The sequence below is a fragment of the Acinetobacter pragensis genome (assembly GCF_001605895.1).
Taxonomy (GTDB): Bacteria; Pseudomonadota; Gammaproteobacteria; order Pseudomonadales; family Moraxellaceae; genus Acinetobacter; species Acinetobacter pragensis.
In genome coordinates, this window is sequence record NZ_LUAW01000005.1 from 20,073 (window position 1) to 33,316 (window position 13,244).

Here is a 13,244-nt window from a genome sequence, read left to right on the forward strand (position 1 = left end):
GCGCTAAGCTGATTAATGTGAAATTTTCAGCAATTATTTAGAGCCTTTGCCATTTTTTTGTTTTAAGTCAATTTTTGCTCCGTGATTCAGCTGATTGATTCATATTTCAAATTTTATGCGGTGTCTGCAAACGCATAAAAATATTTTAGGTGCCTGCATGGAAATCAAAGTCAATTATTTAGACAATCTTCGGCAAGAAGCGAAGTTTGATGACTTCGCGGTAATCGCTGATCAGCCGATCCGTTATAAAGGTGATGGCTCTGCACCAGGTCCATTCGACTATTTCTTAGCATCATCCGCACTTTGCGCAGCCTACTTTGTGAAAGTGTATTGCCAAGCGCGCAATATTCCGACGGATAATATCCGGTTATCACAAAACAATATTGTCGATCCGGAAAACCGCTACAAGCAGATTTTTAAAATTCAGGTGGAATTGCCGTCTGACATTTCAGAAAAAGACCGTCAAGGTATCTTACGTTCGATTGACCGCTGTACCGTAAAAAAAGTGATTCAAACTGGCCCCGAATTTATCATTGAAGAAGTAGAAAGCATTGATGCCGATGCGCAAGCTTTACTGATGCCAAATTTAGCATCGGAAAGCAGCACCTTCATTGCCGGTAAAGATCTGCCTTTAGAAGAAACGATTGCCAACATGTCCAGCATTTTGGCAGGCTTAGGCATGAAAATTGAGATCGCTTCATGGCGTAATATTGTGCCGAACGTTTGGTCGCTGCATATTCGTGATGCGCAGTCTCCGATGTGCTTTACCAACGGTAAGGGCTCGACTAAGGAAAGCGCTTTAGCGTCCGCCTTAGGCGAATTTATTGAACGCTTAAACTGTAACTTTTTCTATAATGACCAATTCTGGGGTGAAGAAATTGCCAATGCTGAATTTGTGCATTATCCAGATGAAAAATGGTTCCAGCCTGGTCCGAAGGGCGAGTTGCCGGCCGAAATTTTAGATGAATATACCCGTGAAATTTATGACCCTGAAAATGAACTGTTAGGCACACACTTATTTGATACGAACTCCGGCAATACCCAACGCGGTATTTGCTCACTGCCTTTTGTCCGCCAGTCTGATGGTGAAACTGTATATTTTCCATCGAATATAATTGAAAACTTATACTTAAGCAACGGTATGAGCGCTGGAAATACATTGGCTGAGGCGCAAGTACAATGTTTATCTGAAATTTTTGAGCGCGCCGTAAAACGTGAAATTTTAGAAGGGGAACTGGCTCTTCCTGATGTGCCGGAAGAGGTCTTGGCTAAATATCCAAGCATTGTCCAAGGTATTAAAGGACTCGAAGAGCAGGGCTTTCCTGTGCTGGTTAAAGATGCATCACTTGGCGGGCAATATCCAGTGATGTGCGTAACGCTGATGAATCCGCGTACTGGCGGAGTATTTGCTTCATTTGGCGCTCATCCTAAGTTAGAAGTTGCATTGGAACGAAGCCTTACAGAATTGCTGCAAGGCCGCAGTTTTGAAGGTTTGAATGATCTTCCCAAGCCAACATTCAGCAGCAATGCAGTAACTGAACCTAATAATTTTGTTGAACATTTCATTGATTCAAGCGGTTTGGTTTCATGGAAATTCTTCAGTGCTCAAGCTGATTATGACTTTGTAGAATGGGATTTCACGAGCCAAGGCGAAAATGCCAATGCTGATGAAGCCAAAACGATGTTTGATATTCTTAAAGATATGGGCAAAGAAGCTTATATGGCGGTTTACAAGCATTTAGGCGCAACAGCATGCCGTATTTTAGTGCCAGATTATTCTGAAATTTATTTAGTCGAAGATTTAATTTTAGACAACACCAACAAAGCGCTGATTTTCCGTGAAGATATCTTAAATATCCATAAGTTAGATGATGAACAGCTGGAAGCGCTGGTTGAGCGTCTTGAAGATGTTGAAGCGGATGACTATACCGATATTGTGACGCTTATTGGTATTGAATTTGATGACAATACTGCTTGGGGGAAACTCACAATTCTTGAGTTAAAGCTCTTAATTTACATTGCTTTACAAGAGTTTGAGGAAGCCAAGGAATTGGTTGAGCAATATTTGCAGTACAACACAAATACTGTTGAGCGCGGATTATTCTATCAATGCCTGAATGTAGTTTTGGAAGTTGAGCTGGATGATGAGCTTGATTTAAATGATTATGAGGCGAATTTCCGCCGAATGTTTGGGGATGAGCGTATGGACGCTGTTATTGGCTCGATGGATGGCAGTATCAGATTCTATGGCTTAACTGAAACCAGCATAAAATTGGAAGGCTTGGATCGCCATTTGCGTTTAATAGACAGTTATAAAAAGCTGCATGCAGCGCGTGCGAAAGCGGTTAATTTAGCTGATTGATTTTAATCAAACTGTAAATGCATAAAAGGATCTTCTTAGCTTTAAGAAGATCCTTTTTTAGGATTGATGTGAGCCGTAAAGTTCCAGTTGCGCAGTTGGTGGCTTTGGACTTCATTGTAAAAACACCAACAGTATCAAATGCTTAATACATAGCATTTCGTATAATGTATATTATGTTAAATAGCATATCCAAGACTGTGGCCTGCACAACGCATTCGTTGCCACAGCTCGACATCGTGAATCTTGGAAATTGTTATTCACGATGCCGAGTATCCTAAGTAACATAATATACGTTATGCCGAAATCCGTGAGCTGTCATAAAAATCAATTAAGCCATCTAATTCAAGAATACTATTTCTAACCTGATAAGAATGATCAAAGGTAAAAATTAATTGTCTTTTCCTAAACTCCAAATACATCCTTAAAGTTGAAGCCGGGCCATAAGAAATCTCACCCTCCTGAACCAATGAAATAAGTCTCTGACACTCCCAAACACCTAAGTCAGATTCTTTAAGAAGAAATTCAATATGATCTTGCAGAAAACAAATTGTTTTTGATGCAATAGATTCAGGTATCTCAATAGTGAGAATTTTCATAAAATACCCTATTTGACTGTTTTTTAGTCAATCGTAACCCGCATGTTATAAATGGGGGTGGAAAAATCAGTCAGGAGACTAGATTCAGGACTGTGGTATTGCAGTTCTGGGGTGCTTCCTCCCGTGTTTTTACAGGTTTTGATTGTTTTTTGATCGATGTTTTTAGACATTTCAACAATCCCCAATTTCTTCTTTTAATTCAGCGTTTGTTTTTTTGTAGACGTCTGCATGAGCATCAATTAACGAATAGTCATAAGCCATTTCAGAAGCGACCAATGCCAAATGCTCCAAACACTGCTCTGTGGAGAAAGCAGGAACAAAGTTATCAATTGCACATTGGCCATTCTGAGAAACAAGCTCAGCTACCCGATTAAAAGCTGCTTGAGTGAAGTCTTGAGATGAAATAAAAGTGATCACATTCATTTTTATGATTTATCACAAATGATATTTACCAGTTTTATAACATTTGATTTGTGATATTGCAACATATCATAAAATATAAATCAGATATGATGTCGAAATTTTGGAGAATGACATGGCTGTAACAATTAGATTAAGAGATGAAGAAGAAGAAATGATCAAAGACTCAACTCTCGAAATGATGTTTGAAACAAAGATCAGAATTAAAGAATCAGATGTAATTCACACACTGATTAGAAAGCACTTAAAAGACATAAAGACAGAAGATGTAATGAAATACAGAGCTAATGTGCTTAAAAAAGACGATTAATAATATTTATAGACCAAGATGATTGACACATATTAGGGGAATATTCTCCCCTATTTTTTTTGTTTGGGGCCGCAATGAAACAAGATTTTTTAGTAATTATTAGCATAATTGCTATATACGCAATCTACTCAAAAAAGCATTTATTCTTAAATCTTATAGATAAAAATATATATTTATCAAACACTAATCTTCTATACAAAAGAACTAAAGAAGCCCTGCTAGAAAAGAACGTAATTAAAAAAGGAAACAAAATTTATATTTATGAAATAAATAAATTAAGAAGTAATGGGAAACTAATAAAAACAATGGAAATTAATAAAATTCCCTTCAAAATCAAAACTAAAAATTCAGTTAAATATGCAAAAGTTCCATTAAAAATGGAAATTCAAAAAGACCTAAAATAGCTCTAACGAATGTCGCATAACGTAACTATTATGTTAAATAAATAACACCAACTATTTAGTTCATTAATATTGATATAGACTAATTTTCTTACGGGCAGTTGTCAATTTCTTTTAGCTTTTAGAAGTGAATCTTCTTCAAGTTCACTTCTATTTGTTTTCAGATATAAGTTATAAAACCAAATCTATTCAACACGCTCAATGATCAAAGCAATACCTTGCCCAACTCCAATACACATTGAACACAGCGCATATTTACCACCTATTTGTTCAAGTTGATTCAATCCTGTTGTGACCAAACGCGCACCAGATGCGCCCAATGGATGGCCAATCGCAATCGCTCCTCCATTCGGGTTTACATGAGTAGCATCGTCAGGAAGTCCTAAATCACGCGTTACAGCAAGTGCTTGAGCGGCAAAAGCCTCATTCAGCTCAATTACATCCATCTGCTTTAAATTTAAACCAGTTTGAGCTAATAGCTTTTTTATTGCTGGCGATGGTCCAAATCCCATTATTCTAGGTTCTACACCAACAACAGTTGCAGCAATTATTTTGGCACGTGGTTTTAAACCAAATTTTTCAACGGATTTATCTGAAGCAATCAGCAAAGCTGCTGCTCCGTCATTAATGCCAGAAGCGTTACCTGCAGTCACAGTGCCACCGGCTTTCACCACAGGCTTTAACTTATTGAGAGCTTCAAACGTAGTGGATGCACGGGGATGTTCATCTGTATCTACAACAATTGGATCTCCTTTGCGCTGCGGAATAATTACCGGAATGATTTCTTTTTTAAAGAAGCCATTCACCTGCGCCGCTGCCGTACGCTGTTGGCTTGTCAATGCAAACTTATCTTGATCGGCACGATTAATATTGAACTGTTCCGCAACATTTTCTGCTGTCTGCGGCATGGTTTCGACGCCATACAGCTCTTTCAACTTAGGATTAATAAAACGCCAGCCCATAGTGGTGTCTTCAAGCTTTTGGCTGCGGCCATATGCTGCTTCTGGTTTTCCTATCACTAATGGTGCACGAGACATGCTTTCTACGCCACCGGCAATAATTAACTCTGCTTCACCTGATTTAATTGCGCGAGCTGCCATAGCAAGCGCATCAAGGGATGAACCGCAGAGGCGGTTGACTGTGGTGGCTGGTACTTTATAAGGTAAGCCTGCAAGCAGTGCTGACATACGGCCCACATTGCGGTTGTCTTCACCTGCTTGATTGGCGCAACCGTAGATTACGTCATCAATCTGTTCCCAATTTACAGATGGGTTCCGCTCCATCAATGCTTTGATTGGTATTGCACCTAAGTCATCAGCACGTAAAGGTGCTAAACCACCGGCATAACGACCAAATGGTGTACGAATTGCATCGATAATGTATGCGTTTTTCATGTGTATTTCCCTGCTCTACATTTTAAAATTTATTTAGGCTGAACTTAGACGTACTTTTTTACGTATCAAAGCTGCGTCATATCTGCATCTTTTGACAGAATCCTCTATTTGAAGAGGCTTTATGGTTGTGGGGCTACCTTGTTGATCTACTGCAATCATTGTGAAATAAGACGTGTTGGTATGACGGATGGTTCTCTGCCGAATATTTTGTGCTTCGACGCGAATACCAATTTCCATGGAACTTCTGCCGACATAATTCACTGATGCTAAAAAAGTCACCATTTCACCCACCTGAATGGGTTCTTTAAATAAAACCTTGTCAACGGATAGGGTGACTACATAAGTGCCTGAATAACCACTGGCACATGCATAGGCAACTTGATCTAGTAACTTAAGAATTGTGCCGCCATGAACATTGCCTGAAAAATTTGCCATATCAGGTGTCATTAACACACTCATTGACATTTCAGTTCGATCATTCATTGGTGAAGTCATCGTATTTCATGGTTTCTAAGATCTTGAAAATAATTATATTTAATTAAAATAAAATACAATTTCCTAAAAGTCACAAGCTCATATCTTTCAGGCAATAAAAAGCCTGACTCTGGTCAGGCTGATTGGAAACGTCTTATTAGATAGAACTGGTTTAAGCAGTTTTAGCAAGCTTTTGAAATATAGAAATATCCCCTGCAATAAACCCTAAACCTGAAACTTCAGCTAGGTTTTTCTGTTTTGCAAAGAGTTCATCTAAATTTTGTTTTGAAGCCCAATATGCAGGTCCTCCTTCCCATTTAGGAAAACCAAAGCCATTGATCATCACCAAATCGATATCATTCATTCTTGCGGTTACGCCTTCGGCCAGAAGCAAGGCTGCTTCATTGGCCATGGTCAGTAAAACGCGATCTACAATCTGTTCCGAACTGAATTCTTTACGTACAATTTTTTTCTGTTCAGAAGCTTGAATAATGAGATCGGTAATTACAGGATCGATCTGCTTTTTGCCATCAGCATAGCTGTAATAGCCTGCCTTAGTTTTTACACCAAAACGGCCTGATTCACATATTTGATCTGGAATTGAAACATAACGTGCTTCAGAATTACGCTTGTGCGCATTTGCTCTTCGCATATTCCATGCGATATCTAATCCAGATAGATCACCGACTGCAAAAGGCCCCATATTAAAGCCATAATTTTCAATGGCCTCATCAATTTGGTGAGGCAATGCGCCTTCTTCCAACATTAATTCGCATTGGTAACGATAAGCCGCATATATACGGTTGCCAATAAATCCAAATGAGTTTTTACAAATAATCGGCAATTTCCCGAGCTTTTGTACAAATGCAAAAGCAGTCGAAATGACTTCTTGAGAGGTATTGTTTCCATGGATCACTTCAACTAAACGCATGATATGCGCTGGGTTGAAGAAGTGAATACCAACAATGTTCTCTGGTCGAAGACTGACTTCCGCAATTTCATCTAAATCAATGTATGAAGTATTACTGGCAATAATGGTGTTTGCAGATGCAATACTTTCAATTTTTCGAATTAAATCTTGCTTCATAGCTAAATCTTCAAAAATCGCTTCAATCACCAAGTCAGCATTTTCAAATGCCGATTCATGGTCAGTAAGCTCAAGCTGGGCAAGCTGAACATCTCTTTGCTCAGTATTAATACGTCCTGACGTTATATCTGCTTCATAAATCGTGTCAATCCGCGATTTGCACTGTACTAAAATTGAATTGGATTGATCATAAACCGTGACATAAAAACCTGCTTTTAAAGCTGAGACAGCTATACCAGTTCCCATAGTGCCAGCACCGACCACAACAATATTTTTGAGTGGATTAATTTGTGCAGATTTTAAATCAATAACTTTTTTTGCATTTGTTTCAGCAAAAAATAAATGTCTGCGTGCAAATGCCTCTTCACCTATACGCAATTGCTGAAAAACACGCCGCTCTTCAGCCAAGCTCTCGTAGAACTCAACTTCAGCAGTTGCTTTAATCAAACGAATTGACTCTTGAACTGGTGGACGATGCTTTCCAGCTCTCAATGCTTTTTTTACAATTGTATCAAATTCAACTGATTGATCTTTTTCTACATTTTTGCTTGATAATGGATTTTTAAGGGCTGTTTTCGCGAACTTTACTGCAAACGGACGTAAATCGCCTTCTGCAATTGCATCGATCATCCCTAACTTTAAAGCTTCATTGGCTGTATAGCGTTTTCCAGAGCATATGACTTGAATACTTTTGGTTAAGCCTATTAAACGAGGTAAGCGCTGTGTTCCACCTGCGCCTGGCAGCATGCCTAAAGTCACTTCCGGCAAACCTACAATTGTATTTCCCGCTGCTAAGCGAGCGTCACATCCCAGTGCTAACTCATAACCCCCGCCAAGTGTGGCCCCACTTATGGCGGCAATGATTGGCTTGGGGCACTTTTCAATTGCTTCAATCACTTGTGGTAATTCTGGAGGCGTAATAGGCTTTCCAAATTCCTTTAAATCTGACCCTGAAATAAAGTTTTTGTCTTTGCCGATAATCACTGCAGCGGTTAGAGAAGCATCATTCGAAAACTTCATTACAGCATCGAGCAATCCCTTACGAACAGACCAAGAGCCCGTATTTACTGGCGGATTATCAATCACAATCACTGCGATTGGCCCTTCAGTTTCAAAATGAATCGTATCTGACATGGTTTACCCCTCTTTTGCTATATGAACAAGCGCATCAACTGCTGTTACGCCCTGACCTTGCGGATTGACAATCAGAGGATTCATTTCTGCTTCTTCAATGTAATATTCTTTGGACAAAGCAAGCTGTGAAAATGCCACTACAGTTTCAGCAATTGCTTTTAAGTCACCTTTGGGCTTACCACGGAAACCATCCAAAGCTTTGAGTCCCTTAACTTCAGAAATCATTTCATAAGCAGATTCTAAAGTGATTGGTGCTAGGCGCATGACGCTGTCTTGGTAAAGTTCTGTCAAAACACCGCCTGCTGCTAGCATGACAATAGGTCCAACATCTTTGTCTCGCTTAAAACCGATGAGTACTTCGCCCAAGCCTTTTACCATGGACTGTACTAATACTTTTTCCACAGTCAATTCAGGTGAATATTTTTCTACATTTTGCTTAATTTGTGCAATTGCGGTTGAAAGCTCACTGGCATTTTTTACATTTAAAATCACGCCGCCAGCTTCTGTTTTATGGCTAATTTGATCATGTAAAACTTTAACCACGACAGGATATTCAATCGTTAAACGGTCAACAGTATCGTGCACAGTAAGCACTTGATACGGTGCATTTTGAATGCCTAGTGGTTGCAAAAGCTTATAAGCTGAATCTTCATCAAGAGTGACTGTATTTTCAAACTCATGTTTTGAAATTTCAGGAATTGCCGTGGGTTGACATCTTGAAAATGCAGCATTGATGACATCAGCACATGCTTCAGGCGACTGAAATGCGGGTACGCCTGCTTGTTTTAATTGCTTTAAGGCTTCAGGTGCATCTGGTACAAGGAAGCTGACTAAAGGTTTTTTATACGTTGCAATGCTATCAACAATCGGTTTAACAGCAAGATCAGGGTGATAGCGTGCAGATGAACCGGAAGCTACCAAAACCAAATCAAATTCAGGCGCATCTTCTAAGACTTCTAGTGCAGCCTTCATAACTTCATACTTTGTACCTGCTAAGGTCAAATCAATAATTCCACCCGCATGGACTTCAACACCTTTGGCATTGAGTTTTGCAATGGTATCTTCAGTTGGAGAAACAACAGAAACATTACGAATACCGAGTTGGTCTACCACCATTGCAGCGCCGCCACCCGTAGTCGTCAGCACCCCCACATTTATTTTCTTTTTATTTGCCTGTTGTGCTGCAACTTTACTGAGCAAAGGAATCGCATTCAGAAAACCATCTAAGGTTTCAACACGCGCAATGCCACAATCTTTAAAGAAAGCTTCTGCAACGGCATCCTCACCAGCCATTGATCCTGTATGCGAAACTGCAAGGTCAGCAGCCACTTGCGATCGACCTAACTTAAATACCACAATAGGACGGTTCAACTCGGCCGCTTTAATAGCGAATTCACGTAGTTTATCAGCATGGCGCATGGATTCTAGAAACAGCATATAACCCTGAATATCTGGATTATCTAAAGTTGCCAAACAGATTTCACCGACACTTAAATCAACTTCTCCCCCCACAGAAACCAAGCCATAAAAACCCGTGTGATGATTACGACCACGTGATGTCAGTGAGCCAATCATACTGCCACTATGCGATGCACAGAAAATATTGCCTTTAAGCAGACCTGGTTCAGCAAAAGCGGCGTTGGCAGTTAAAAATAGATCTTCATGCAGGTTGACCAAACCTAAACTCGAAGGACCTAAAATACGTGTTTGATATTTAGATTTAAGTTCACGCAGTTTATTTTCGCGCTCAATACCTTCAGATCCAGCTTCGCTAAACCCACTGGCAATCAAAGTCACTACAGGAACGCCTAGTTTTCCGCACTCCTCTACTGCTTTTAGTGCCAAATCTGCACCTGTAAGCACATAGACATGTTCAGGAACTTCAGGAAGTTCACTCAATGAAGGATAGGCTTTCTCACCTTGTACGGTCTCACGACGAGGATTAACGCAATAGACAGTGCCCTTATAGCCTGCGTTACGTAGGAAATGTAAAGGGCGCCCCGCTGTTTTACTTACATCATCAGAAATACCGACTAAGGCCACTGATTTAGGTTTAAGCAAAGCATCTGACAGAGCCTGTTCTTGTTTTAACATTGAATTCATCTCTTTAAATCCTTTTATTTATTTATTTCGCACGTTGATTAAAACGACGACCAAATACATCTTCAGCAATGCGGTTTTTCAATACTTCAATTGAACCGCCTGCAATCATCCAGCCACGTGTACGCTTTACACAGTACTCAACCAATGATTCTGTGGAATATCCATAACCTCCCATCGCCTGCAGCGCTTCATTCGATACTTCCCAACCTGACAAGTTGCATGACAGCTTCGCTACACTGGTTTCATACGCAGATGGTAATCCGCCATCAGCATTCACYGCAGCGCGGTAAAGCAATAATTGTGCTGATTCTAATTTCAGCGCCATTTCTGCAAACTTCCACTGTAAGCCCTGAAATTCGCACAGCGCTTTGCCAAACTGTTCACGGTCTAAACAGTGCTGGCGTGCCACATTAAATGCATGACGACCCAATGCCAATGCACGTGAAGCATTGCCAATACGTTCTACGTTGAAACCTGAAATTTGTTTTTTGAAACCGCCTGGACCAAGCAGCACATTTTCTTTCGGAATGCGGCAGTTTTCGAAGTACAGCTGGCACCATTCTTCACCGCTCATAAAGGCCGATGGCTGGCCAATATCAAAGCCCGGCGTGCCGCGCTCTACAATTACGGAACCGATACCGTCCAAACCAGCTCCGAAGCGCACATAAATTAAGAACGTATCAGCATGCGGGCTATGGGTTGAGAATACTTTTGAACCATTGATAACGTAGTGATCACCATCTTCTACTGCTGAAGTTTTTAGCTCTGTCACAGAGGAACCAGCTCCCGGTTCACTCATGCCTAAAGCAAGCAAAGTTTTACCGGCCAGCAGATTCGGTAAAAACTTTTCTTTTAAATAAGGAGATGCATATTCTGCAAAGGTGCGGATCGCGCCAAAATTCCCAGCTTGAACAACATCTGCGCTTTTTGGACAAACCAAGGCCAGTTCCTGAATGGCAATCACCGCATCCATGAGCGTGCCGCCCATACCGCCATCTTCTTCTTTCAAGGTAATACCCAGCAGGCCCATCTCTGAAAGTTTCGCTGCGATTTCCCAAGGATACTCATGTGAATGCGCCCGTTCTAATGCGCCATCAGCCAATTCCTTTTGAGCGAATTTGCGGACCGAATCGGCAAATGCATTTTGTTCTTCGGTTAAATTGAAATCCATGTTTCTAACTCTATATTCAACATATCTTATAGATCTAGAATAGGTGTTTTAAACCAGCTGTGTTTTCAAATAAATCATCATGCTATGATTTATTTGAGAAAATGTAAAAAGCAAAAAAACGCCTATAAGGCGTCTTTTTGGTAATTAGGTGTTTAATTAGGTAGTTTTACTTTCGGTTTGTACCTGAGCATATTTAAGTGCTTCATCATTGTTGATTGTTTGATCTTTTGCTTGAGGATCATACATTTTTTCTCTAACGAAAAATAATGGAATTATACAAACCAAATATGATAATCCTAAAATAACGAATCCTGCACTCATTGAACCGCCTGAAGCCACATATCCAACCAATAGTGGTGCAATCGCTGAACCAATTCGACCACCATTATGTGCAGTCCCCAGTGCAGTCCCACGAATATTTGTAGCAAAACTTTCACTCATATACGTACTGTACACACCAAATGGCATACCATATAAGAAGCCAAAAGCAACAAGGAAATACATAATATTCTGAGGTGTATGAAAGTTCACAATTAGGAATAAACAAATTGCAGTGGCAACAGAACCAAATATAAAACTAAAGCGCCGGCCAATTTTATCTGCTAAAACACCTGCTGATAATTTACCTAAAATCATGGCTGTATAACTGCCAACCATATAATAAGTCATTGATTTAAAATCAAGGCCCATTTCATGCTCAATATAATGAGGCATCCAATGATTAACACCATTATAACCAATATGTAATAAAGCACTTGCAAGCATCCAAAGCCCTAAAATTTTCAGTACAGCTTTATCCTGAAATACAAGTTTAAAACTTGAAGCCTTCCTCGATGATTGTCCATTATTCAATTTAGCAGCAGCTTGTTCTTGCTTCCATGACTCAGACTCTGGTACAAAAATATAAATCAAGACAGCAAGAATAATTGCAGAACTACTCAATAAAAACAACATTCTCCAACCATGTTCAGGAATAATTGCGCCAGCCATAAATGAAGCTAATATATATCCAAAAGTCCATCCTGTTTGTAAAGCAGCCACAATGATAGATCGGCGTTTTGTTGGGACATATTCTGCAATTAAACCTGCACAAACAATATAGACTGTCCCAAGACCTAGGCCAGATAGAAAACGCAGTGCAGCAAATTCATAAATACTCGTTGTAAAACTCAATAAACCGGTCAGAATCGAAAAGAACAATACCGATGCAGAAATAGCTTTAACCCGTCCAAATCGGTCACTTGCCCATCCGCCAAAAATACCGCCAATTCCCATGCCCAAAAGTGTTACTGTTCCAAGCATCCCCGCTTGAACACTTGTTAATCCAAAATCTGCAGTAATTTTTGAAAGGCTTAAAGACAACATCATTACATCTGCGCCATCTACAACCAATGCCAAGAAGCAAAAGAAAAATGCGATTTTCCATTTTTTATTGCCGTTTCCATCACCAGCTATTGTTGCTACATGCATATTAACTTCCTTTGTAAATAATCAATTCGGAGTCCATTTGAATATTCACTTATCCTGTGAATATTACCCTTTAATTACTTAGCGCGCTGATTAAAACGACGACCAAATACATCTTCAGCAATGCGGTTTTTTAATACTTCAATTGAACCGCCGGCAATCATCCAGCCACGCGTACGCTTTACACAGTACTCAACCAATGATTCTGTGGAATATCCATAACCTCCCATCGCCTGCAGCGCTTCATTCGATATTTCCCAGCCTGACAAGTTGCATGACAGCTTCGCTACACTGGTTTCATACGCAGATGGTAATCCGCCATCAG

The 13,244-nt window shown here is 40.0% G+C and carries 11 protein-coding genes and 1 pseudogene; 3 read left to right on the forward strand and 9 right to left on the reverse strand.

The window, feature by feature from the left end; genetic code table 11:
- Positions 1-157 precede the first annotated feature (157 nt).
- Positions 158-2,362, forward strand: a complete 2,205-nt coding sequence (locus AZH43_RS01745) for an OsmC domain/YcaO domain-containing protein (RefSeq protein WP_067665948.1) — start codon at positions 158-160, stop codon at positions 2,360-2,362.
- Positions 2,363-2,655: 293 nt separating this feature from the next.
- On the opposite strand, the gene AZH43_RS01750 is transcribed toward AZH43_RS01745, so the two are convergent.
- Together AZH43_RS01750 and AZH43_RS01755 are read right to left on the reverse strand one after the other, a co-directional pair.
- Complete coding sequence (locus AZH43_RS01750; protein ID WP_067665913.1) at positions 2,656-2,958, reverse strand: hypothetical protein; 303 nt, start codon at positions 2,956-2,958, stop codon at positions 2,656-2,658.
- A gap of 171 nt (positions 2,959-3,129) precedes the next feature.
- Positions 3,130-3,381, reverse strand: a complete 252-nt coding sequence (locus AZH43_RS01755) for a hypothetical protein (RefSeq protein ID WP_067665916.1) — start codon at positions 3,379-3,381, stop codon at positions 3,130-3,132.
- Between the two features lie 112 nt (positions 3,382-3,493).
- Between AZH43_RS01755 and AZH43_RS01760 the strand changes: the two genes are divergently transcribed.
- Together AZH43_RS01760 and AZH43_RS01765 are read left to right on the forward strand one after the other, a co-directional pair.
- Entirely contained in the window at positions 3,494-3,688 is a 195-nt protein-coding gene (locus tag AZH43_RS01760) for a hypothetical protein (protein WP_067665920.1), read from the forward strand.
- Positions 3,689-3,762: 74 nt separating this feature from the next.
- Positions 3,763-4,092: a hypothetical protein gene (locus AZH43_RS01765; RefSeq protein WP_067665923.1), complete on the forward strand. Its 330-nt coding sequence runs from the start codon at positions 3,763-3,765 to the stop codon at positions 4,090-4,092.
- Between the two features lie 182 nt (positions 4,093-4,274).
- Here AZH43_RS01765 and pcaF read toward each other — a convergent pair whose 3' ends face one another.
- From pcaF to AZH43_RS01800, 7 genes and pseudogenes are all read right to left on the reverse strand, one after another.
- Complete coding sequence (gene pcaF, locus AZH43_RS01770; protein WP_067665926.1) at positions 4,275-5,483, reverse strand: 3-oxoadipyl-CoA thiolase; 1,209 nt, start codon at positions 5,481-5,483, stop codon at positions 4,275-4,277.
- A gap of 33 nt (positions 5,484-5,516) precedes the next feature.
- Complete coding sequence (locus tag AZH43_RS01775) at positions 5,517-5,978, reverse strand: acyl-CoA thioesterase (RefSeq protein WP_067665929.1); 462 nt, start codon at positions 5,976-5,978, stop codon at positions 5,517-5,519.
- A gap of 151 nt (positions 5,979-6,129) precedes the next feature.
- Positions 6,130-8,178: a 3-hydroxyacyl-CoA dehydrogenase NAD-binding domain-containing protein gene (locus tag AZH43_RS01780; protein ID WP_067665931.1), complete on the reverse strand. Its 2,049-nt coding sequence runs from the start codon at positions 8,176-8,178 to the stop codon at positions 6,130-6,132.
- A gap of 3 nt (positions 8,179-8,181) precedes the next feature.
- Complete coding sequence (locus AZH43_RS01785) at positions 8,182-10,281, reverse strand: acetate--CoA ligase family protein (RefSeq protein WP_067665934.1); 2,100 nt, start codon at positions 10,279-10,281, stop codon at positions 8,182-8,184.
- Positions 10,282-10,303: 22 nt separating this feature from the next.
- A complete protein-coding gene (locus AZH43_RS01790; protein WP_067665938.1) occupies positions 10,304-11,452 on the reverse strand; it encodes an acyl-CoA dehydrogenase family protein in 1,149 nt (382 codons plus the stop codon).
- A gap of 231 nt (positions 11,453-11,683) precedes the next feature.
- Positions 11,684-12,922, reverse strand: a pseudogene (locus AZH43_RS01795) (MFS transporter); the annotation flags it as partial.
- Between the two features lie 74 nt (positions 12,923-12,996).
- On the reverse strand, positions 12,997-13,244 hold a 248-nt coding region (locus AZH43_RS01800), incomplete at its 5' end, for an acyl-CoA dehydrogenase family protein (protein WP_206598951.1).